The following is a 20,808-nucleotide window of genomic DNA, read 5'->3' as shown; positions in this document are numbered from 1 at the left end:
CAGCTCGCCCACCCACTCACCCTGCATGATCACAACACTGGCGTCGACCACCACACCAGAACCCGGACCCGCAAGATTTTCAGTGGTCTCCTAGTCGCAGCCGCTCCGCTCACCACTTCCGACCCACCGGCACCGCTCCGCCACGCAAAGGGGCCGGCTGATGCCGAAGCATCTGCCGGCCCCGCTGGCGCAGAGGTCGCGGCCGGGCTCCGCCCGGGCCGCGGGGTACGTCTCAGTCCTCGGGCACCGGGGGGTGCCAGAAGTTCTCGAACACGAGGCAGGTCGCAAACACCACGACCATTGCCAGGCCGAGGACGAGCAGCCAGATCCCGAAGACGAGGCCCATGGCGGCCGTCACCGAGCTCGCGCCGATCAGGAACGGGTAGTAGCTGCCCGGCGTGAAGTGCCCGAGCTCGCCGGCACCGTCCGCAACCTCGGCGTCCGGGAGGTCCTGCGGGCGCATACCGATCCGGCGGCCGGTGAAGATGAGGTAGCCGCCGACCAGCAGACCCAACCCGGTGGTGAGGGTGAGCGCCGCGGTGCCGGTCGGGTCCTTCGCCCAGAACCAGTAGACCAGCGCCGCAGCCCCGGCGAAGACGCCGAAGAAGCTGAAGATGATGCCTTCCACCTTCATACGATCACCGTCCCCTAACCGATCTCAGGTGTCGCGTGGTAGTCGACCCGGCCCACCGTGGCCGGGAAGTGCAGGTCGAACGCGGGCCGCTCGGAGCGGATCCGCGGCAGCGTCCGGAAGTTGTGCCGCGGCGGCGGGCAGGACGTCGCCCACTCCAACGAGTTGCCGTAGCCCCAGGGATCGTCGACGACGGCGAGCTGGCCCTTGCGGTACGAGTGCCACAGGTTGTAGATGAACGGCAGCGTCGACAGGGCCAGCAGGAACGACCCCGCCGAGGAGACCGTGTTCAGGGTGGTGAAGCCGTCGGTCGGCGAGTAGTCGGCGTAGCGCCGCGGCATGCCGCGCAGACCCAGCCAGTGCTGCACCAGGAACGTGGCGTGGAAGCCGAAGAACACCGTCCAGAAGTGGATCTTGCCCAGCCGGTCGTTCATCATCCGGCCGGTGACCTTCGGGAACCAGAAGTAGGTGCCGGCGTAGGCGGCGAACACGACGGTTCCGAAGATCACGTAGTGGAAGTGGGCGACGACGAAGTAGCTGTCGCTGACGTGGAAGTCGATCGGCGGGCTGGCCAGCANCACCCCGGTCAACCCGCCGAANAGGAANGTCACCAGGAAGCCGAGNNNGAACAGCATCGGCGTCTCGAAGGTGAGCTGCCCGCGCCACATCGTGCCGATCCAGTTGAAGAACTTGATGCCGGTCGGCACCGCGATCAGGAACGACAGGAAGGCGAAGAACGGCAGCAGCACCGCGCCGGTGACGTACATGTGGTGCGCCCACACCGCGATCGACAGGGCGCCGATGCCGATGGTGGCGAAGACGAGGCCCTTGTAGCCGAACAGCGGCTTGCGGGAGAACACCGGCAGGATCTCGCTGATGATCCCGAAGAACGGCAGCGCGAGGATGTAGACCTCGGGATGGCCGAAGAACCAGAACAGGTGCTGCCAGAGCAGCGCTCCGCCGTTCGCGGCATCGAACACGTGCGCACCGAACCGGCGGTCAGCCTCCAGCGCCAGCAGCGCCGCGGCGAGCACCGGGAACGCGACCAGCACAAGGATCGAGGTGACCAGGAAGTTCCAGCAGAAGATCGGCAGCCGGAACATCGTCATACCGGGCGCACGCAGCGTCAGGATCGTGGTGATCATGTTGACGGCGCCGAGGATGGTGCCCAGACCGGAGATGGTCAGGCCGACGATCCACAGGTCGGAGCCCGCCCCGGGCGAGTAGATCTCGTTGTTCAGCGGCGAGTAGGCGAACCAGCCGAACGACGCCGCGCCGTTCGGCGTGAGGAAGCCGGCGATGACGGTCAGGCTGCCGAACAGGAAGAACCAGTAGGACAGCGCGTTCAGCCGCGGGAAGGCGACGTCCGGCGAGCCGATCTGCAGCGGCACCAGGAAGTTCGCGTAGGCGAACGCGATCGGCGTCGCGAACATCAGCAGCATCAGCGTGCCGTGCATCGTGAACAACTGGTTGTACTGCTCGTTGGAGAAGTACTGCAGTCCCGGCCGCGCGAGCTCCGCCCGCATCATGATGGCCAGGATGCCGGCGAAGAGGAAGAACGCGAACGAGGTCACGAAGTACATGACCGCGATGTCCTTGTGGGACGTCGTGCGCAGGTAGCCGAGCAGGTTCGTCCGCTTGGGTAGGTGGGGTTGCTCGGGCTCGGCGTGGCCGACGCCCGACTCTTGCACGAGGGTCACTGTCCGCTCCCGGTGGTGGCAGTGGTTGCGGTGCTGGCGGCGGCGGCGGTCGTCGTCCCGGCCGACGTCGACGGAACAGCCGCATTCTGCCGCTCCGTGATGAACCTGTCGTACTCGTCCTGCGGCACGACCTTCACGTAGAAGTTCATCCGGTCGTGGTCGGTCCCGCAGAGCTCGGCGCAGCGACCGATGAAGGTACCGGTCTTGGTCACGGTGAGCTCGAACTGGTTGACCCGACCGGGCACGACGTCCCGCTTGAACAGGAACTCGGGCACCCAGAAGGAGTGGATGACGTCCGGCGAGGTCTCCACGAACCGGATGGACCGGTTCTGCGGCAGGACCAGCACCGCGGGCTCACCGGGCCGGCCGGTGACCTCGATCTGGTTCGGCCCCGTGTGACCGGCGCCGGGGTCGATGTACTTGAACTGCCAGTTCCACCGGAAGCCGATGACGTCCACCGTGACGTCCGGGTGGGCCGAAAGCTTCGTGACCTTCGACTCGTCGCGCGCGGTGAAATAGAATATCGCGCCGACGATCACGACGGGAACGACGGTGTACAGAATTTCGACGGGCAGGTTGTAGCGGATCTGGCGCGGGAGCACGTCGCTGCGCTTGCGGAAGGCGACGACCGCGTAAAGGATCATGCCCCAGACGACCGCGCCGACGATCAGCGCAGCGATCGCCGAGCCCTGCCAGATATTGAGCAGCCGCGGGGTGTGGTTGGTCACACCATCCGGGTAGCCGAAGTTGGGTTTGTCGCAGGCGGTCGCCGCGATCCCCACGACGGCGAGCGCGCCGACCAGGCGCAGGGGTCGGCGCACCGGCCGCGCCCGTCGCCTCCCATGGGCGCCGACCGTGCCAACCGCCTCGACCGCGTCGTTCGCGACCCCGCCCGCACCGCCGGAGTCAGCCGGCGTCGTCGGCGTGTCCTCGACATCCGCGACCGACGGCCGGGTCCGACCGAAGGATCTCCTCACCAGGTCCTGCCTCCCACGACTAGCGGCCCGCGTCGACGGGGCGGAGGCTGTCCGCCGCCATCCGCGAGACCCCAGAAACGCCATGTCACCCCGGTCGATCCCTCCGGACGACATGCTGTCTTCGACACGCTGTAGATGGTGCGGCAGCAGCGTATCTCAGCGGCCCGGCAGCTTCTCGCCACAGGCCCCATCAAGGGCCTGTGACGCACGCCCCCCAGGGCCCGTCACGGCGTAGCGTCGCACCCGTGTCGGCCTATCTCGACCACGCGTCGACCACCCCCCTGCACCCCGCGGCCCGGGAGGCGCTTGGGGTGGCGCTCCAGGACGGCTGGGCGGATCCGGCGCGGCTCTACCGGGAGGGCCGGCGCGCCCGGATGCTGCTGGACGCGGCCCGCGAGACCGTCGCGGGCGTTCTCGGCGCCCGGCCCGACGAGATCAGCTTCGCGGCGAGCGGGACCGCGGCGGCCACGCTCGCCCTGCTCGGCACGGCGTCCGCCCGCCGCCGCGCCGGCGATCTGATCATGGTGAGCGCGGTCGAGCACTCCAGCGTGCTGCATGCGGCGCAGCACCACGAACAGGCCGGCGGGCGGCTCGTCGAGGTGGGGGTCGACCGCTTCGGACGCGTCGATCCGGCGGCGTTCGCGCCGGTTCCCGGCACCGCCGTGGCCAGCCTCCAGCACGCCAACCACGAGGTCGGCACTGTCCAGCCGGTCGCCGAGGTCGCCGAGCGGCTGCGTGCCGCGGGCGTCCCGCTGCACACCGACGCCGCCGTGACCGTCGGCCGGGTGCCCGTCGACCTGGGCGCGCTCGGCGCGGACCTGCTGACCGCGAGCGCCCACAAGTTCGGCGGCCCGGCCGGGGTCGGCATCCTCGCGGTGCGCACGGGAACCCGCTGGCGCAGCCCCGGGCCGGCCGACGAGCGCGAGGGCGGGCGGGTGGCCGGCTATCCGGACGTCCCGTCGATCGTGGCCGCCGCCGCCGCGCTGGCCGCCCGCACCGCGGAACTCGCGGCGGAGGGCCCGCGGCTGGCCGGCTACGTCCGCGACCTGCGGCGCCGGCTGCCCGAGCTCGTCGACGGGGTGGAGCTGCTCGGCGATCCGGACCGGGCCCCGACCGTGCCGCACATCACCGCCTTCTCCTGCCTGTACGTCGAGGGCGAGGCGCTGCTGACCGAGCTGGACCGGGCCGGCATCGCGGTCAGCTCCGGGTCGAGCTGCACCTCCGACACCCTCACCCCGAGCCACGTGCTGGTCGCCATGGGCGCGCTGACCCAGGGGAACCTGCGGGTGTCGTTCGGCCGCGACTCCACCCGGGCCGATCTCGACGCCCTCCTCGACGTTCTGCCGGGCGCCGTGCGGGCCGTGCGGGCGCGCCTGGGAGCGGACGGACTGTGACCGGACGGACTGTGACCGGACGGACTGTGACCGGACGGCCCCCAGGATCCGAACGGCCCAGGACGACACGACAGGCGGCCGGCCGGGCCGGGACGGCAGGCCCGGGGCGGCGGGCGACCAACGTCACCCGGATCCGCCGACGCCCGGCCCGGCCCGGACCGGCCTGTGACGTGCCCGCTCAGGGCCTCGGGAGGTGAGCAGGCGATGACCACGGACGGGCCGGCGGACGCCGGGACCGACCCCGATCAGGACAGCCCCGCGCCGGCGGCGACGGTGGACTCGCGTGGCCGGCGCTGCCCCCTGCCGATCATCGACCTCGCCCGTGCGTTCGGCTCGGTGGTGCCCGGCGGCACCATCACCCTCTGGGCGGACGACCCGGCAGCCGGCCCGGACGTGGCGGCCTGGTGCCGGCTGCGCGGTCAGGAACTGGTGGCGGCGCGCGCGCTGCCGGCCGGCGGCGAGGAGTTCGTCATCCGCCGCCTCGCCTGAACGAGCGGCCCACGGCCCAGCCGGTTCTGTCGGTTCAGCCGGTTCTGTCGGTTCAGACCGTGGGCAGGTGCTCGGCGATCTGGGCGGCCGCGTCGGCGCCGTAGGCCTCGGTGATCCGCTTGAGCATGTCGGACGGCTCGGCCGTGTACTCCTGCGTGCCGACGGTCTCCAGGACCAGGGTGGCGAGCAGGCAGCCGACCTGGGCGGAACGTTCGAGCGGCAGCTCCCAGGACAGCCCGGCGAAGAAGCCGGCGCGGAAAGCGTCGCCGACGCCCGTCGGGTCCGGGGTGGCCCGGGCAGGCACCACGGGGACGCGGATCGGGTCGCTCTCCGGCGCCTCGATCACCACGCCGTCCTTGCCGTGGGTGGTGACCCGCACGCCGACCTTCGCCAGGATCTCCGCGTCGCTCCAGCCGGACTTGCTGGCCAGCAGCGCCTTCTCGTACTCGTTGCAGAACAGGTAGGCCGCGCCGTCGACGAGCTCACGGATCTGCGGGCCCTCCAGCAGCGCCAACTGCTGGGACGGGTCGGCGGCGAAGGCGTAGCCGCGCTCGCGGCACTCCCGGCTGTGGCGCACCATCGCGTCCGGCGCGTTCGGGCTGATGATCACCATGTCCAGCCCGCCGAAGCGGTCCGAGATCGGCCGGAGCTCGATCTCGGCGGCCTCGCTCATCGCCCCCGGGTAGAAGGAGGCGATCTGGTTGAGGTCCTCGTCGGTGGTGCAGACAAAGCGAGCCGTGTGCGCGATCTCACTAACCCGGATGGTGGTGGTGTCCACTCCGTTCCGGTCGAGCCACGAGCGGTAGTCGGCGAAGTCCTCGCCGACGGCACCGACGAGGACCGGGCGCAGGCCGAGCCGGCCAAGACCGAACGCGATGTTCGCCGCGGTCCCACCGCGACGAATCACGAGTTCGTCGACGAGGAAGGACAGCGACACGCTGTGGAGCTGATCAGCGAGCAACTGCTCGGCAAACCGCCCCGGGAAGCGCATGAGGTGGTCGGTGGCAATGGAACCCGTCACGGCGATACGCACGATCGTGGAGCCTACCGGCACCTGTGGCGGCTCGGAACAGCCCCCGCCGCCGTGACCGAACCGCGGGCCGTGACCGAACCACGGACAGCGCCACGGAGGACGCGGCCGCCGGGGAAGACGAAGAAGCCCGGCCCGACCGCGGTGGGTCGAACCGGGCTCTTCGGTGCTGAACTATTCGGCGGCGCCTGCGGGAGCCGGCTACGACCTCCGTGCCACTGGTGAGAGGAATGCACCAGGGCTGGGGGGCGGCCGCCGACGGCGGCCCAGGGTGGCCGCCTGGTCGATCAGTGGAACGAGTCGCCGCAGGCGCAGGAGCCCTGCGCGTTGGGGTTGTCGATGGTGAAGCCCTGCTTCTCGATGGTGTCGACGAAGTCGATCGTCGCGCCGCCGAGGTACGGAGAGCTCATCCGGTCGAGGACGACCTTGACACCGGAGAAGTCCAGGACGGTGTCACCGTCGAGGGACCGCTCGTCGAAGAAGAGCTGGTAGCGCATGCCCGAGCAGCCCCCGGGCTGCACTGCGATGCGCAGCTTGAGGTCATCCCGGCCCTCCTGCTCCAGCAGGGTCTTGACCTTGCCGGCGGCCGTGTCGGTGAGGATGACGGTCGAGGACTGCGTCGCGGTCTCCGTCGTGTCCTGAACGGTCATAAGGACTACTCCTGCCCTTGCTGGACGTGCCTGAGGTGCCAGGCATCACTGGTTCCGGTCGGGTACTGCGCTTCCGGTCGGTTGCATCCGGTCGGGTACTGCCCGCGGCGAGCCGAGTCGCCTCGGCCGACGCCCCGGGCACGGCACAGCGTCTGCGCCGACGTTCATGCCCAACACCATGGGACGGGATCCGCTTCCCATCGTAGCGATGCCAACGGAGCCGGGCCATGGCGCCGACCTGCGGGCCACGAGACGCCGATCACCTCCGATCACCTCCGATCGCCTCCGGCCACCTTCGTGACCCCGTTCACGTCCGCGACCGGAACCAGGTTGAACGGCCCGAACGGCCCGAACAACCCGGACAAGCCGGCGCCCGACCGGCGGAGCTCCACATACGATGGTCGCGGGGAGTTAGAGTCTCATCGACCATTCGCGGACGGCCCCGGCGGGATCGCCGGTCGGTCGGCGCGGACGACCAGGCGGCCAGGCTGCGGGCCGGTCGACCAGAGGAGCGCCATGACGATCAATCCGACCCTCGGGCGGGATCCGGCCCTCGCGCAGGTGGGCGTCACCCCGTCCCCGCTGGCCCTGCTGCTGCTCGGCCGCGGGTCGGACCCGGCGAGCGAACGTGGCGTCGACTGCCCCGGCGAGCTGCCGCCGGCCGCCGATCCCACCCTCGCGGCCCGCGCCGCCGCCGCAAAAACCGCGCTCGGTGACCGGGTCTTCATCCTGGGGCACCACTACCAGCGCGACGAGGTCATCGCGTTCGCCGACGTGACCGGCGACTCGTTCAAGCTCGCCCAGCAAGCCGCCGCGCGCCCGCAGGCCGAGGCGATCGTCTTCTGCGGCGTGCACTTCATGGCCGAAAGCGCTGACATCCTCACCGGCGCACACCAGCGGGTCATCCTGCCCGACCTCGCCGCCGGCTGCTCGATGGCCGACATGGCCACCGCCGAGCAGGTCGAGCAGGCCTGGGACGACCTGCTCGACGCCGGCGTCGCCGCGGACACCGTCCCCGTCAGCTACATGAACTCCTCGGCCGCCATCAAGGCGTTCACCGGCCGGCACGACGGCACGATCTGCACCTCCTCGAACGCCCGGCGGGCGCTGGAGTGGGCGTTCGGCGAGCGCGGCGGGGCCCGCGTGCTGTTCCTGCCCGACCAGCACCTCGGGCGCAACACCGCCGTCGGCGAGCTGGGGATGACCGAGGCGGACTGCGTCGTCTACGACCCGCACCGCCCCGGCGGCGGGCTGACCCACCGCCAGTTGCGCGAGGCGAAGATGATCCTCTGGCGCGGGCACTGCTCGGTCCACGGGCGCTTCACCCGCGACAGCGTCGACGAGGTGCGCGCCCGCATTCCCGGGATCACCGTCCTGGCGCATCCGGAGTGCCGCCGGGAGGTCGTCACGGCGGCGGACCTGGTCGGCTCCACCGAGTACATCATCTCCGTCGTCGACGCCGCCCCCGCCGGCTCGGCGTTCGCCATCGGTACCGAGTTGAACCTCGTGCAGCGCCTGGCGAAGCGGCACCCCGACAAGACCATCGTCTTCCTGGACCGTACGGTGTGTTTCTGCTCCACCATGAACCGGATCGACATGCCGCACCTCGTCTGGACGCTGGAGTCACTCGTCCGCGGCGAGACGGTCAACCAGATCGCCGTCGACCGGGACGTGGCCACCTTTGCCCGGAAGGCACTCGATCAGATGTTGGCTCTGCCCTGATGGCCCTGCTGAAGCGGCGTGGCTCCGCCGAGTCCGAACCGCTCGCCGAGCAGGTCGAACTCGACGAGCAGGACCCGTCTGCCGACCCGCGGCGCACCGCGGCGAAGGGGCGACCCACGCCGAAACGCTCGGAGGCCCGGGCCGCCCGTGGCAAGACCGCCGCGCCGACGGGCAAGGGCGCGAGTCGTCAGGACGCCAAGTCCGCCCGCCGCCGGCAGAGCCAGGAGTACCGGGCGGCGATGATGTCCGGGGACGTCAGCCGGCTGCCGCCACGCGAGCGCGCCCCGGAGCGGGTGCTGGCGCGCGACCTCGTCGACACCCGGCTCACCGTCGGCCCGTTCTTCCTGGTGGCCGCGGTCGTCTACTTCGTCGGTGGGCTGATCCCGAACGGCGTCGTCCGGCTCGCCGCGACCCTGCTGATGCTGCTCGGCATCATCGCGGTCGTCGTCGACTCGATCGTGCTCTCCTGGCAGGTGAGCCGCAAGGTCGCCGAGCGTTACCCGGACTCGCGGGTGCGGGTGCGCGCCTACGCCGCCCAGCGGGCCCTGCTGCCGCGTCGCTGGCGGCTGCCCCGCCCGCGGGTGTCCCGCGGCGACGCGCGACCCTAGCCCCCAGCTGGGCTGCGAGCCCCGGCGTGGGTTACGCGGACCCTCGCCGGGGTGGGTGGACGCCGTCGTAGGTTTGTGACGTGAAGCATCGGCGCCTGGGGCGCAGCGGCCTGTCCGTCAGCGAGATCTCCTACGGAAACTGGATCACCCACGGTGATCAGATCGAGGCGGACGCGGCGACGGCCTGCGTGCGCGCCGCCCTCGACGAGGGCATCACGACCTTCGACACCGCGGACGTGTACGCGGGCACCCGCGCCGAGACCGTCCTGGGCGACGCCCTCCAGGGCGTCCGCCGGGAGTCCTACGAGCTGTTCACCAAGGTCTACTGGCCGACCGGCCCCGGCGAGAACGACAAGGGCCTCGGCCGCAAGCACATCATCGAGTCCGCCCACGCCTCGCTGCGCCGGCTGCGCACCGACCATCTCGACGTCTACCAGGCGCACCGCTACGACCCGACGGTGCCGCTGGAGGAGACGCTGCGGGCCTTCGACGACCTGGTCCGCGCCGGCAAGGTGCTCTACATCGGGGTCTCGGAGTGGTCCGCCGAGCAGATCACCGACGCCGTGCGGATCGCCGGCGAGCTGGGTCTGGACCGGATCATCTCCAACCAGCCGCAGTACTCGATGCTGTGGCGCACCATCGAGGCCGACGTCGTGCCCGCCAGCGAGCAGGCCGGCATCTCCCAGATCGTCTGGTCGCCGATCGCGCAGGGCGTGCTGACCGGCAAGTACCTGCCCGGTCAGCCGCCGCCGAGCGGCAGCCGCGCCACCGGCGGAACCGGCGAGCGGTTCATCTCGCGGCTGCTCAACGACGACGTCCTGACCGCGGTGCAGGACCTGCGCCCGATCGCCGCGGACGCCGACCTGAGCATGGCCCAGCTCGCCGTCGCCTGGGTGCTCCAGAACGACAACGTCGCCTCGGCGATCATCGGCGCCTCCCGGCCGGAGCAGGTGCGGGAGAACGTCAAGGCGGCCGGGGTGACCCTCGACCCGGCGTTGCTCAAGCGGATCGACGACGTGCTCGCCGACGTCATCCAACGCGGCTGAGGCCGCCGCCGAGCCCGATCGAGGTGACCGGTGAGCACAGCCGACCCGACCTCCGCCGAAGGCGAGTTACCCCCGCCGGCGGCGGGTGAGCTCGTCCTGGCCCGCGACGCCGGACCGGTCCGGTGGCTCACGCTGAACCGTCCTCATCGGCTCAACGCCCTGACCGCGGACTCCTACCGGGCGCTGCGGGCGGCGCTGGTGGCGGCGGACGGCGACGAGGCGGTGGCGGTGGTCGTGCTCACCGGCGCCGGGCGGGCGTTCTGCGCCGGCGCGGATCTCACCGAGCTCCCCGGCACCGACCGCGGCCGGCTCGTCGCCGACTTCGAGGCGCTCGTCCTCGCCCTGGCCGGCCTGTCCAAGCCGCTTGTCGCGGGGGTGCACGGGGCGGCCGTCGGCCTGGGGATGACGATGCTGCTGCACTGCGATCTGGTGGTGGTCGCGGAGTCGGCGCGGCTGCGGGCGCCGTTCACCGAGCTGGGGACGGTGCCCGAGGCCATGAGCTCGGTGCTGCTGCCGCGGGCGGTCGGCGCCCAGCGGGCCGCGGAGCTGCTGTTGACCTCGCGCTGGGTGAGCAGCGCCGAGGCCGTCGAGTACGGCCTGGCGATCCGCCGCTGCCCCGACGCCGACCTCGACGCCGTCACCGGCGAGCTCGCCGCGCGCATCGGCGCCTTCCCGGCGCCCGCGGTGGCGGCCACCAAACGTTTGCTGCGGGCCGGATCCGCCGGGCCGGCGGTGGCACCCCGGCNGGGAGCCGGACGCCCGGCCGTCGAGCACACGCAGGTCGAGCGAGCCGGAAGCGCGCGGCCGGAAGTCGAGGTTGCCCGCGCGGTGCTGCGCCGCGAGCTCGCCGAGGGGGCCGCCCTGAGCAGCCGGCTGGGCGGCCCGTGACGTCCCTCGGCCGCGGGGCGGGCGTGACGCGGCGGGAACGGAATCAGGCGCCGGCGACGGGTCGGCTGAACGCTGCGGTCAGCGCGGCCCAGGTCCGATCCAGGTCGGAGCCCGGCAGGTACCGACCGTCGAGTTCGAGGATGACCGTGCCGTGCGCCGCCGCCCACAGCGCCTGCGCGAGGTAGGGCTCCCCCGTGGCCCGGTAGAAAGGCTCCCCCGCCCAGTCCTCCACCCCCGCGGTGAGCTGGTCGCGGCGCAGCGGGCCGGAGGTGACCAGCCGGTAGAGGTTCGGGTGCGCGCGGGCGTGGGCGCGGTAGGCGGCCAGCAGGTCGCCGAGCACGCTCGCGGCGTCGGCGCGGTCGACGACGCCATGCAGCAGGTCGCCCATCTCGACCAGGGCGGCGTCGACCAGCCTGGCCTCGAGCTGGTTCTTGCCGGCGAGGTGCTTGTACAGCGAGGGGGCGCGGATGCCCAGCAGCTCGCCGAGCCGGCGCATCGTCAGCGCCGCCGCGCCCTCCTTCTCCAGCACCTCCCGCGCGACCGCGATGATCTCGCCGACCCGCGGCGAGGGCGACGCCAGTGCGGGCCGGGGCGCGACGGGCGCCAGCGGCAGCCGGCCCGGACCCTGCGGCGTCCCCATCCGTCCCGTCCCTCTCTCGCGCGCCCGGTCCCCTGCCTCCCGCGGCGCCGGGGCGACGCATCGACCGGTCAGCGCGCGGTCAGTGTGAAGACCGGATGGCGATGGGCGATCCGGCGGATCTCCTCGTCGGTGGAGTCGGGCCCGACCCCGTCGAAGAAGGCGCCGACCTCGGCCTTCCAGCGCTTCAGGTAGGCCCGCAACACGGCGACGCTGTCCGCCGGGGCCAGCTCGTCGGCGTGGTAGAGCGTACGCGAACGCCCCCGCAGCAAGGTCAGCTCGCCGCCCGCGGCACGGACGTTGCGGACCCACTGCCCGTGGCCACGGGCGGACACCAGGTACTGCCGCCCCTCGTGGGTCAGCAGGTTCACCGGGGTCCGCCGCGGCTGGCCGCTGGTCCGGCCGCGTACCTCCAGCACCCGGCTGCCCAGCACGCTCACGCCGGCCCGGGTCACGAGCGCCACGAGGCGGTTGGCCACGTTGCGGGTGAACCAGCCGGGCGCGAGGTAGTGCGCGCCGCCGGAACGGGACGACGCCTGGTCACGCTGCTCGGTCATGGGACTGCACCTCCGGGACGACAGATCGGCTAACACCGTTAGCCGCAGCATCAGCTAACACCGTTAGCCTGACCGTTGTCAACGGACACGAAGGCGACCGCATCACGGCCCGTGTCACCGCCGGCGCGGGCGTCACCGCCGGCGCCGGCGCCGGTGATGGTCTACGTGGTCAGGTGGAGGCGTCCGGCCGCTTCGCCGGCCTGGCTCACGCCGGCCTGGTAGGCGGGCTGCCAGCGAGTCGGGTCACCCGGGTCGGGGCCGAAGGCGTTCTGCGCAGCCTCGTCGGGCGCGATCCGTACGACGGTGGTGGCACCGGCCGGCGCAGCGGCGGCCCCGAACCTGTGTGCCAGCGGTTCGATCACCACGACGGTGGCGACGCCGGCGGCCAGGTGGGTGTGGGACCCTCCACCCAGCGCACCGTCCATGTAGCGGCGGCCGTCGACCGTGACCGGCGGGTAGGCGCCGGGCATGGCGCAACTCGCCGCGACGGCCACGGGCAACGCCACCCCGCTCGTGCGGTCCCAGACGACGGGCCGGCCGGTCTCGACATCCACAGCGGTGATCAGCATCGGCCGGCCCGGCCAGTCCCCTGTTCCGGTCAGGGACCGCACGTCTGCTACGTGCACCTGCTCGGGGACGGTCGGGGCGGTGAGCGCGATCCTGCCCACGCGGCGGCGGGCCTCGGCCGGGTCGAGCCCAGAGTCGCCGAGGGTGGTGAACACCTCCGCCATCAGCCGGGAATCCGGGCGCCGCTGCGGGCCGGGCAGGGTGGCGAGGCGGTCGAGGTCGCCGCCGGTGGCCAGGACCGCCCCGGCGATCGCGCCCGCCGAGGTGCCCACGACCAGGCCGGCCTCGGCGAGGTCGACGCCGTCGGCGCGGAGCCCGGCCGCCAACCCGAGCAGCCACGCGGTACCGACGAGGCCGCCAGGACCCAGCACAACCGCCGTCGCACCGGAGAAGGTCATGCCCGCCAGCGTCATACCTCAAGGCCAGGTGAGGTCAAGGCCCTCAAGGCCGTCAAGGCCCCGGTCGGGATCAGGTGACCGGGCGCAGGCTCATCGGGCCGTAGATCCGCCGTCCGGCGTCGAGCAGGGTGACCTGGACGACGCCCGCCGCGAGCAGATCGCGCCACGTCTCCCCGAGCCAGGTCTCGGCGTCGCCCTGGCTGGTGAAGGATTCGGAGCTCGACGCACCGCCGACCGTGGTGATCGTTCCGTCGTCGCCCTCGTAACGCCAGGTCCAGGTCATGCGTGGGTCCCTTCTCCCGGGCGGCCCGAGTCGGCCGGCCGCCTTGCGCGATCGCCCGATCGTTCGACCGGTGGACCCATCCAACCGTGTGCCCCGCGGCGGCGCGGCGCCCCGGATCAGCGCGCCGCCCGTCGTCGGCCTCGCCAGGGCCGATACTCCGCGGCAGATCGGCCGAGCGGACCGGCGGTTCGGTGCCGCACGCCACTGGCGCGCACGCGGGCACCCGCGTCAGGATGTCCACGACGCCGGTAACGTCTGCCCCGGCAGGACATGGAACGACGTGCGACGTCGAGCGCACATCCGGTACATCCGGTCGAGGAGGAAGAACCCGCGTGGGAACGACCGTCTACAACGCTGCAGCCTTCGCCGCCGAGTCCGCGGAGCATGATCCGCCCCTGACCTGGTGGGCTGCCGTGATCGTCACCTTCGTGGCCATCTTCCTGCTGGCGGCGGTGCTTGCGCTGATGACCCGGTGGGAGCGCAAGCGCCACCCGCACGTCTGAGCCGGACGCGGCGGCGGTGCGAGTAACGCTGCTCGGCACGGGTTCGGCGGACGGCTGGCCGAACCCGTGGTGCGACTGCGCGTCCTGCGCCTGGGCGCGGGAGCACGCCGTCCGCGGGCAGACCGCCGTCCTCGTCGACGACGCGCTGCTCATCGACTGCGGGCCCGACGTGCCGCGGACCGCCGCCCGGCTCGGTGTCCGGCTCTCCGGCCTGCGCCACCTGCTGATCAGTCACGCGCATCCCGACCACCTCGGTCCGGAGAGCCTGATGTGGCGGTCGTGGTCCTCCGCCGCCGGTCGGCCGCTCGACGTCGTCGGGCCGCCCGCGGCGCTGGCGGTGTGTCGCGAGTTCCTGACCCGGTGGGAGGGGACCGACCCGACCCGGGAGGGCTCCGCCCTGCGGTTCGTTACCGCTCTGGCATCGGCGGAGGATGCCGGGCCCACGGCCGAGACCGGGCCGACGGAGGAGCCGACGGCGCAGACCGGGCCGGCAGGGGCACCGCTGCGGCTCGGTGCGGACGGCGCCGGCTACCTCGTCCGGCCGCTGGCCGCCCGGCACGGCGACGCGAGCATCGGCCCGGGGGTGCTCTACGACGTCACTGCGCCGGACGGCGGCCGGCTGCTCTACGGCTGCGACACCGCGGCACCGCTGCCGGCGGCCACCCTCGCCGCCGTCGCCGGCCGGGCCTACGACGTGGTGCTGCTGGAGGAGAACAACGGGGACCGGCCGGGCTTCGGCGAGCACCTCGGCCTCGACACCTTCGCCGAGGTCGTCGCGGAGCTGCGCCGCCGCGGCGCCGTGGTCGAGGGCACCCAGGTGCTCGCCGTCCACCTGAGCCACCGCAATCCCCCCGGCGACGAGCTGGGCCGCCGCCTCGCCCTGCTCGGCGCGCAGGCGCCCGAAGACGGTGCCGTCCTCGACCTGGTGCCCCGCGCCCCGCTCCCAGCCGTCCAGTCCCCGGCTCCCGCCCCGCACCTCACACGCCCCGCCGCATCTCCGAGCTCCGCGACGCCCCCGCCGCACCGGGTACTGATCACCGGTGGGGCCCGGTCGGGGAAGTCCGCCGAGGCGGAGCGCCGGCTGCTCGCCGAGCCGTCGGTGGTGTACGTCGCCACGTCGGTGCCCCCAGACCCCACGGCTCCCCCGGACGCCGAGTGGTCGGTGCGGATCGCTGCGCACCGCGAGCGCCGACCGGCGGCGTGGACGACCGTGGAGACCCTCGATCTGGTGCCGCTGCTGCGCTCGCCGGGACCGCCGCTGCTCATCGACGGGATCGGGCTGTGGGTCGCGGCAACACTCGACGACCCGGAGCTGGCGGCCCGCACGAGCGAGCTGATCGAGGCGTGGCGGCACACCCCACGCCGCGTGGTCGCGGTCACCGACGAGGTCGGCTCCGGAGTGGTGCCGCCGACGGCCGCCGGCCGCCGCTTCCGCGACGCGCTCGGTCGCCTCAACGCCGAGCTCGCCGCCGCCTCCGACGAGGTCTGGCAGGTTGTGGCGGGCACGGCGATCCGGCTACGCCCCCGAGCCACGGACTCCTAAGCCGTCCATGGTGGGTTCAAGCCCCACCCGCCCCACCACGCTGCGTAGTTAGCGTCCGACCTGGGCAAATAGGTTTGACCTATCAATCGGTTTGATGGTCAGGATTCTGTAGGTGCAGGTCAGCGGGCGCAAAGGCCCGGTTCGTACATTGCCGGGGCTTCCAGGCGGCCCGGGCTCTGGCGGTGACGTCCGATACCGACCCTCGCCTCGGCCACGGCACCTCGCTTTCCCCATAACGGGTCGCCACGCTCGGTAGTGGTCGCGGGGCGTCACGGCTCTGGGGTGCTGAGACGTAGAACGCGGGGCCCCGATAGGAAGTAGGTCCTTCCACAGATCCACTTTAGACAAGGCCCCGCGCGCACCTCGCCCCGCCGAGCACGGCGCTGTTCTGCCTGCCCGTGCGACCCTTCCCTGCCGGGCGCCGGGTGGATGCGTCCGCCCCGCGCCCGGCGAGCAGTCACTGTTTCTTCGCTTGCCCCGACCTCAACCGGTTCCACGGTCGTGCCTGCGGGCGGGATGCGGAGAAGCTCGTCGATCCTGTCGTGCGATCCGTGGGCCTGCGCCATCGTGTAGATCCGTGCACCCGGCAAGCGATGGGACGTGAGCTGTAGTAGTGCAAGATCCTGCTCGGCCTCGACGATGATGTCGGCCGGTCGATCACCCACTGTGTGGCGCGCTAGTAGCTGTTCGACCAACGGCCGAGCGTAGGAGAGGGCGGTGAGCACGGTCGAGTCGAACACGAACGTGAAGCCGCGAGCGGCGGCCTTGGCGACCTGAACGATCTCGACGGCTCCATTGGCGACGTGAAGGTCAAAGGTCAAACCGGTGGCCTTGCTGAGCTTCGCCAGCGTTTCGAGCGGCGGCTGCGTCTCGGCAATCTCTCCGCCCACGCGCCCACCCGGCCGCATGGGGCGGAGGCAGTCGTCACGCGGCTGAGGGTGTGCCCGCTGGTCATTGCTCCACGGCCCGCAGGATGGGCATGAGTGCATCGTCGATGAGGGCGGATTGCGCGGCCGGGTCGGGCGCGGCGCCAGTGAGCAGAATGTCCATGAAGAGCGCGGCAACGGCGAGGGACATGACCCGGTCGGCCGAGGCGAGGTTGACGCTTTCCCCGCGTGCGGTCGCACGGGTGCAGATGGCCCGGCCGACGTCCGCGGCGTTCTCATCGATCTGGGATCGGACCAGGCTCCGCAAGGTCGCATCGTCGCGGATCCCCTCCAGTAGTCCGAGGAGCGATGGCGCTCCCGTGAGGGTGCGCACAATGCCGGCGACCGCGGCGGTGAGGTCGTCACGCAGTGTGCCCATGTCGGTGACCTCCGGGTCGTTGCTCTCCGCGCGGCGGCGCAGAGCGTCCGCGACCAGCTCGGCTTTCCCCGGCCAGTGTCGGTACATGGTGGTCTTCGAGGCCCGGGCTCGTGCCGCGATCGCGTCGACGGTCACGCGTTCGTAGCCGACCTCCGTCACCAGCTCCGCGACCGCGTCCAGGATCGCTCCCCGGCGCGCCTCGCCACGGCGAGAGGGCCGACCGAGGTCAGCCGTGGTCCGACGGGCGGCGGGAGCAGGCACAGATCGACTCCAATGTGTACGGTACGGTATCGTACACATCATACGCGACCGCCCCGAAGGGGGATCACCGATGAACGACACCATCGAGCCCGTCACCCTCGCCATCCCTGACGAGCAGCTCGACGACCTTCGCCGCCGTCTCGTCCTCACCCGGTGGCCGGCCGGTCGGACCGTGAGCGACTCGAGTCAGGGCCCGACCCTGGAACGGCTGCGGGACCTGGTCGAGCATTGGCGGGACAGTTACGACTGGCGGCCGACGGAACGGTGGCTGAACGAGGCTGGTCAGTACCGGACGACCATCGACGGCCTGCCGATCGACTTCCTGCACATCCGGTCCCCCGAACCGGAGGCCCTACCAATGATCATGACTCATGGCTGGCCCGGGTCGATCCTGGAATTCCGGAAGGTGGTCGGCCCGCTGAGCGATCCGGCCGCCCACGGGGGAAACCCCCGGGACGCGTTTCATCTCATCATCCCCACGCTGCCCGGCTTCGGGTTCTCCGCCAAGCCCGCCGAGACCGGCTGGAACCTCCAGCGCATCGCAAGAGCGTGGATCGTTCTCATGGAAAGGCTCGGCTACGACCGGTGGGCCGCCCAAGGCGGCGATCTCGGTTGTGGAGTCACGGATGAGATCGCCCGTCGGCAACCGGCAGCCCTGCTGGGAATGCACCTGAACTTCGCAATGTTCGGGCCGACCGCGGATGAGATCGCGGACGCGACACCGGAAGAACAAGCCATGCTGCGCAGCGCCCGGTACTTCTGGGACAACCTGTCCGGCTACGCCAAAGAGCAGCAGACCCGCCCGCAGACGATCGGCTACTCGCTCGCCGACTCACCCGTGGGCCAGGCCGCCTGGGTTTATGCCATGATCCAGGATACCTGCGGCACCCCGGGTGACGCGGAAGCCACGTTCACCCTCGATGAGCTGCTGGACGAGATCATGATGTACTGGCTACCCAACTCCGGCGCANCCGCCGCCCGCCTCTACTGGGAACTCGAGCAGGCCAGCTGGTCGACCCCCGCGACCATCGAATCCCCCACGAAGCTGCCGGTCGGATTCACGATGTCACCGAAGGAGCATGTGCGGAAATCTCGTCGTTGGCTGGAACGCCGCTACAGCGACGTCGTCTACTTCAACGAACTTCCGGCCGGTGGCCACTTCACCGCACTCGAACAGCCCCACGGATTCGTGGCCGATGTCCGAGCCACCTTCGCACCCTTGCGCTGAGACGCACCGGTGGCTGAATGGGCCCGAGGATACCAATGTGATCAGCGGGCCTCCCTCAGGGTTAGATAGTGACTCGTTCGGGTCAAGGTGCAGAAACTCTGAGACGCAGTCCGAGCGGGAGGACATTGCCGAACCCGAAGCAGAACGTCAACGCGACCACCACGCTGACGATCACGGTCACAAGACGGGCGGAAGCGTCCGGCACCGCCAGGAATTCGGAACGCTTGTTCGATGCGGTAGATGATGTAGTGGTCGGCGCGGTCACGGAACATCGTCCGAGGTCAGGGTCCGTGTGGCGACCGGCCGGACGGTGATTTCGGGACCGGGAATCAAGATCAACCGGTTCGTATGCTGGTACACATGGTCCACCAAACCCGCAGGTAGACAGCCACTTCCAGGGTCCTCAGGGCGTGGCCAAGGCTAGATCATCCCGTACTTACCCCGCACCTTGAAACGATCTTGATCGCTGCTGTCGACGTCCATCGAAGCCGATCAGGGTTGTTCTGTGGACCCCATTCTCCGGATGTGATCTGCGACACGCCGCCTGGGGTGGAGAGCCGGTGCCCGCAGGCGGCTCGGCGCGCCCCGGCCGCGATCCTGCCGAACGGGACAACTCGCCCACGTCGACAGCCTCTCGGTCCTAGGGTGGCGGTCACGGAGCGCGCCGAGACGGGAGCATCGCCGTGACGCTGATTGTCCACCCGGTGCCGATCGCCCCCTGTTCGCACAGCGTGCGCGCCGGGGCCGCAGACCCCTGCCGTCCCCTCTCGCCGGTCTGCCGCGGGGCCGGTGACCGCGTCGTGGCCTGGAAAGAGTCAGACGCTCACGGGCGGCGGGGGTGAGCCGCCGTGGCCGGCCGCGTTCGCGCTGGTCGGCGACGTGTGAGCCGTTCACGCAGATCGGGCGGCTGCGCTGCTCCCACTGCATTGGCGGCGCTGGACGTGCTGCGGCCAGGGTCAGGCAGGGTCGTCAGTAGTGGCCGTGTGGCCGCTGCGACCGTGGAGAGAGTCGACGATCACTTCGAGGAGGAACTGGGCCTTCGCGTCGATCGGGCGGTCACTGTAGACGGACTGGACGAGGTCGAGGCCTTCGTCGACGGTGGTATAGCCGAGCGTGCGGTAGAGGAACGCGATGTCGTCGGCGTCGGCTTCGACCCGGGACGCGAACAGCTTCATCGCGAGAAGGTATTCGGCGGAGGCGACGTCGACGGTGAGGTGGTCGGCCTCGAAGTATCTGGTCGCGGCCGGATCTGGGCCGGGCAGGAAGCCCTTCACCGCGTCGTTGAGCCAGTCGGCCGGGAGGGCGTGGCGTTCGGCGAGCGCGGAGGCCGCGGCGCGGACGACGTCGGTCGGCAGGAAGACGGCATCAAGGTCGCGGGTGGAGCGGGTCGCGTCGTAGACGAGGGCAAGCGCGGCCCCGCCGACGAGGAACAGGTCGGCCTTGGCTCCGCGCCGGCCCAGTTCGTCGTTGCGCTCCCGGAGCAGACCGGTGATCGACTCGCGGCCGAGGCCGGGGCCGGTCATGTCACGCCCGCTGGAGCGCGCCGCTGGTGATGAACACGCCGCGTTTGCGGAACGACAGCGGGGACTCGACCAGCGCCCGGGGATGCAGGCCCTTGAGCGCGGTGACGAACCACCACGGCACCGCCTCGAGCGCCGGGTCGCGCACCCACGGGGGGGCAGGCCAGCCGTTGCGGCGGGCGAGATACTCTCCGAGCGCGGCGAGAGCAGCGTCCACTCGCCGGTCGCCGGACGGCCGGGGGCGGTCGGTCCACATCGCCTGGGCTGCATCAAGGCCCTGGTGACGCAGCACGCTGGTGTAGTCGTCGAGCAGCTGGACAACGATGTGCCGCCAGATGTCCTGGAGGCGTGACTCGGCCGCGACCATGCCGGCCGCGACGGCGGCGGCGTCGTCAACGGTCCGGAAGGCACTCAACGGGTCCACGTTCCCGCACTACGCTGCTGATCATGATTTTCGGTGTGCGCGACAAGGTGACGGCTTCAGTGGACTACGGTCGGTCACAGGTCGCGACCAGGGCGCCGCCGTCTCCTACTGATCTTTAATGTGCCGGGTCGGGTTGATCCGGTGGTGATCGCTGGGGTGATCGTTGGGGGTTGGGTAGTCCGTTGGTATGAGGTATGCGACGGGTGGCGGGTTGACCGCTGAGGATCGAGATCGCCGGGAACGGATACGACAAGAAGCCGCGCATTTGTTCGAACAGGGTGTGTCGAACCGGGAGGTTGCCGCTGGGTTGCGGGTGACTGAGCGGTCGGTGGAGCGGTGGCGGCGGGTGTGGAAGGCCGGTGCCCTACCTGCCAAGCTGGTCCGAGGCGGTGGATGTCTAGTATTCACTGACTAGTAGACCGTCGCCACTAATGTTTGGGGTATAGG

At 71.1% G+C, this 20,808-nt stretch carries 22 protein-coding genes and 3 pseudogenes; 10 read left to right on the top strand and 15 right to left on the bottom strand.

Features of this window, described 5'->3' with window-relative positions:
* Nucleotides 1-232 precede the first annotated feature (232 nt).
* The 4 genes and pseudogenes from ctaF to ctaC form a co-directional block, all read right to left on the bottom strand.
* Entirely contained in the window at nt 233-634 is a 402-nt protein-coding gene (gene ctaF / locus FF36_RS29485) for an aa3-type cytochrome oxidase subunit IV (RefSeq protein WP_041939640.1), read from the bottom strand.
* 14 nt (nt 635-648) lie between these two features.
* A pseudogene (locus FF36_RS39505) lies at nt 649-1,208 on the bottom strand (cytochrome c oxidase subunit I); the annotation flags it as partial.
* 49 nt (nt 1,209-1,257) lie between these two features.
* On the bottom strand, nt 1,258-2,331 hold a 1,074-nt coding region (locus FF36_RS39490), incomplete at its 3' end, for a cbb3-type cytochrome c oxidase subunit I (protein ID WP_422615124.1).
* Nucleotides 2,328-3,308 carry an aa3-type cytochrome oxidase subunit II gene (gene ctaC, locus FF36_RS29475; RefSeq protein WP_044888478.1) on the bottom strand — a complete coding sequence of 327 codons (981 nt, stop codon included), beginning with the start codon at nt 3,306-3,308 and terminating at the stop codon, nt 2,328-2,330. The genes ctaC and FF36_RS39490, both read right to left, overlap by 4 nt.
* A 245-nt stretch (nt 3,309-3,553) precedes the next feature.
* Here ctaC and FF36_RS29470 point away from each other — a divergent pair, with 245 nt between their 5' ends.
* Nucleotides 3,554-4,702 carry a cysteine desulfurase family protein gene (locus tag FF36_RS29470; protein WP_044888477.1) on the top strand — a complete coding sequence of 383 codons (1,149 nt, stop codon included), beginning with the start codon at nt 3,554-3,556 and terminating at the stop codon, nt 4,700-4,702.
* A gap of 204 nt (nt 4,703-4,906) precedes the next feature.
* Complete coding sequence (locus FF36_RS29465) at nt 4,907-5,191, top strand: sulfurtransferase TusA family protein (RefSeq protein WP_236706255.1); 285 nt, start codon at nt 4,907-4,909, stop codon at nt 5,189-5,191.
* Nucleotides 5,192-5,243: 52 nt separating this feature from the next.
* Here the strand turns inward: FF36_RS29465 and FF36_RS29460 are convergent, their stop codons facing one another.
* Nucleotides 5,244-6,224, bottom strand: a complete 981-nt coding sequence (locus FF36_RS29460; protein WP_044888484.1) for a carbohydrate kinase family protein — start codon at nt 6,222-6,224, stop codon at nt 5,244-5,246.
* 284 nt (nt 6,225-6,508) lie between these two features.
* Nucleotides 6,509-6,871, bottom strand: a complete 363-nt coding sequence (gene erpA, locus FF36_RS29455; RefSeq protein ID WP_009742888.1) for an iron-sulfur cluster insertion protein ErpA — start codon at nt 6,869-6,871, stop codon at nt 6,509-6,511.
* Between the two features lie 516 nt (nt 6,872-7,387).
* Here erpA and nadA point away from each other — a divergent pair.
* The 4 genes and pseudogenes from nadA to FF36_RS29435 all read left to right on the top strand — a co-directional run.
* The gene (gene nadA, locus FF36_RS29450; RefSeq protein WP_044888476.1) at nt 7,388-8,593 is read left to right on the top strand and encodes a quinolinate synthase NadA; all 1,206 of its coding nucleotides are present in this window, start codon (nt 7,388-7,390) and stop codon (nt 8,591-8,593) included.
* The gene (locus FF36_RS29445; RefSeq protein WP_044888475.1) at nt 8,593-9,201 is read left to right on the top strand and encodes a DUF3043 domain-containing protein; all 609 of its coding nucleotides are present in this window, start codon (nt 8,593-8,595) and stop codon (nt 9,199-9,201) included. Before nadA ends, FF36_RS29445 begins: the two co-directional genes overlap by 1 nt.
* Nucleotides 9,202-9,281: 80 nt before the next feature.
* Complete coding sequence (locus FF36_RS29440; RefSeq protein WP_044888474.1) at nt 9,282-10,247, top strand: aldo/keto reductase family protein; 966 nt, start codon at nt 9,282-9,284, stop codon at nt 10,245-10,247.
* 30 nt (nt 10,248-10,277) lie between these two features.
* Nucleotides 10,278-10,992, top strand: a pseudogene (locus tag FF36_RS29435) (enoyl-CoA hydratase/isomerase family protein); the annotation flags it as partial.
* 186 nt (nt 10,993-11,178) lie between these two features.
* Here the strand turns inward: FF36_RS29435 and FF36_RS29430 are convergent.
* The 4 genes from FF36_RS29430 to FF36_RS29415 all read right to left on the bottom strand — a co-directional run bounded on the left by FF36_RS29430 (nt 11,179) and on the right by FF36_RS29415 (nt 13,577).
* On the bottom strand, nt 11,179-11,775 hold the full coding sequence (locus FF36_RS29430) for a TetR/AcrR family transcriptional regulator (protein WP_044888473.1): 597 nt from the start codon (nt 11,773-11,775) through the stop codon (nt 11,179-11,181).
* A gap of 68 nt (nt 11,776-11,843) precedes the next feature.
* Entirely contained in the window at nt 11,844-12,329 is a 486-nt protein-coding gene (locus tag FF36_RS29425; RefSeq protein ID WP_044888472.1) for a nitroreductase family deazaflavin-dependent oxidoreductase, read from the bottom strand.
* A 161-nt stretch (nt 12,330-12,490) separates the two neighbouring features.
* A complete protein-coding gene (locus FF36_RS29420; RefSeq protein ID WP_044888482.1) occupies nt 12,491-13,294 on the bottom strand; it encodes a patatin-like phospholipase family protein in 804 nt (267 codons plus the stop codon).
* Nucleotides 13,295-13,364: 70 nt separating this feature from the next.
* A complete protein-coding gene (locus FF36_RS29415) occupies nt 13,365-13,577 on the bottom strand; it encodes a hypothetical protein (RefSeq protein ID WP_044888471.1) in 213 nt (70 codons plus the stop codon).
* Nucleotides 13,578-13,909: 332 nt separating this feature from the next.
* On the opposite strand from FF36_RS29415, the gene FF36_RS36210 reads away from it, so the two are divergent.
* Nucleotides 13,910-14,080, top strand: coding sequence for a hypothetical protein (locus FF36_RS36210; RefSeq protein WP_009742877.1), 171 nt, complete (start codon nt 13,910-13,912; stop codon nt 14,078-14,080).
* 16 nt (nt 14,081-14,096) lie between these two features.
* A complete protein-coding gene (locus tag FF36_RS29410) occupies nt 14,097-15,623 on the top strand; it encodes a bifunctional adenosylcobinamide kinase/adenosylcobinamide-phosphate guanylyltransferase (protein ID WP_044888470.1) in 1,527 nt (508 codons plus the stop codon).
* Between the two features lie 269 nt (nt 15,624-15,892).
* Here the strand turns inward: FF36_RS29410 and FF36_RS29405 are convergent, their stop codons facing one another.
* Nucleotides 15,893-16,513, bottom strand: a complete 621-nt coding sequence (locus FF36_RS29405; RefSeq protein ID WP_044888469.1) for a hypothetical protein — start codon at nt 16,511-16,513, stop codon at nt 15,893-15,895.
* A 61-nt stretch (nt 16,514-16,574) separates the two neighbouring features.
* Nucleotides 16,575-17,228, bottom strand: a complete 654-nt coding sequence (locus tag FF36_RS35160; protein ID WP_044888481.1) for a TetR/AcrR family transcriptional regulator — start codon at nt 17,226-17,228, stop codon at nt 16,575-16,577.
* Between the two features lie 31 nt (nt 17,229-17,259).
* Between FF36_RS35160 and FF36_RS29395 the strand changes: the two are divergent.
* A pseudogene (locus tag FF36_RS29395) lies at nt 17,260-18,159 on the top strand (epoxide hydrolase family protein); the annotation flags it as partial.
* Nucleotides 18,160-18,499: 340 nt separating this feature from the next.
* Here the strand turns inward: FF36_RS29395 and FF36_RS33590 are convergent.
* The 3 genes from FF36_RS33590 to FF36_RS29385 all read right to left on the bottom strand — a co-directional run bounded on the left by FF36_RS33590 (nt 18,500) and on the right by FF36_RS29385 (nt 20,361).
* Nucleotides 18,500-18,682 carry a hypothetical protein gene (locus FF36_RS33590; RefSeq protein ID WP_082122336.1) on the bottom strand — a complete coding sequence of 61 codons (183 nt, stop codon included), beginning with the start codon at nt 18,680-18,682 and terminating at the stop codon, nt 18,500-18,502.
* A 691-nt stretch (nt 18,683-19,373) separates the two neighbouring features.
* Entirely contained in the window at nt 19,374-19,940 is a 567-nt protein-coding gene (locus FF36_RS29390; RefSeq protein ID WP_044888467.1) for a DUF6036 family nucleotidyltransferase, read from the bottom strand.
* A gap of 1 nt (nt 19,941) precedes the next feature.
* Nucleotides 19,942-20,361, bottom strand: a complete 420-nt coding sequence (locus tag FF36_RS29385; protein WP_242422978.1) for a hypothetical protein — start codon at nt 20,359-20,361, stop codon at nt 19,942-19,944.
* A gap of 187 nt (nt 20,362-20,548) precedes the next feature.
* Here FF36_RS29385 and FF36_RS41290 point away from each other — a divergent pair, with 187 nt between their 5' ends.
* Nucleotides 20,549-20,776 carry a helix-turn-helix domain-containing protein gene (locus FF36_RS41290; RefSeq protein ID WP_082122335.1) on the top strand — a complete coding sequence of 76 codons (228 nt, stop codon included), beginning with the start codon at nt 20,549-20,551 and terminating at the stop codon, nt 20,774-20,776.
* Nucleotides 20,777-20,808: the final 32 nt, after the last annotated feature.

This window comes from Frankia torreyi, from assembly GCF_000948395.1.
Classification (GTDB): domain Bacteria; phylum Actinomycetota; class Actinomycetes; order Frankiales; family Frankiaceae; genus Frankia; species Frankia torreyi.
Note: the sequence above shows the minus strand (reverse complement) of the source record. Positions and strands in the feature narration are given on the sequence as shown.

Coding starts and splice junctions, on each gene's coding strand:
- ctaF (WP_041939640.1), bottom strand. CDS start 634: ATGAAGGTGGAAGGCATCATCTTCAGCTTCTTCGGCGTCTTCGCCGGG.
- FF36_RS29465 (WP_236706255.1), top strand. CDS start 4,907: ATGACCACGGACGGGCCGGCGGACGCCGGGACCGACCCCGATCAGGAC.
- FF36_RS41290 (WP_082122335.1), top strand. CDS start 20,549: ATGAGGTATGCGACGGGTGGCGGGTTGACCGCTGAGGATCGAGATCGC.
- FF36_RS29445 (WP_044888475.1), top strand. CDS start 8,593: ATGGCCCTGCTGAAGCGGCGTGGCTCCGCCGAGTCCGAACCGCTCGCC.
- FF36_RS29420 (WP_044888482.1), bottom strand. CDS start 13,294: ATGACCTTCTCCGGTGCGACGGCGGTTGTGCTGGGTCCTGGCGGCCTC.
- FF36_RS35160 (WP_044888481.1), bottom strand. CDS start 17,228: ATGTGTACGATACCGTACCGTACACATTGGAGTCGATCTGTGCCTGCT.
- erpA (WP_009742888.1), bottom strand. CDS start 6,871: ATGACCGTTCAGGACACGACGGAGACCGCGACGCAGTCCTCGACCGTC.
- FF36_RS29415 (WP_044888471.1), bottom strand. CDS start 13,577: ATGACCTGGACCTGGCGTTACGAGGGCGACGACGGAACGATCACCACG.
- FF36_RS29430 (WP_044888473.1), bottom strand. CDS start 11,775: ATGGGGACGCCGCAGGGTCCGGGCCGGCTGCCGCTGGCGCCCGTCGCG.
- FF36_RS29390 (WP_044888467.1), bottom strand. CDS start 19,940: ATGACCGGCCCCGGCCTCGGCCGCGAGTCGATCACCGGTCTGCTCCGG.
- nadA (WP_044888476.1), top strand. CDS start 7,388: ATGACGATCAATCCGACCCTCGGGCGGGATCCGGCCCTCGCGCAGGTG.
- FF36_RS29425 (WP_044888472.1), bottom strand. CDS start 12,329: ATGACCGAGCAGCGTGACCAGGCGTCGTCCCGTTCCGGCGGCGCGCAC.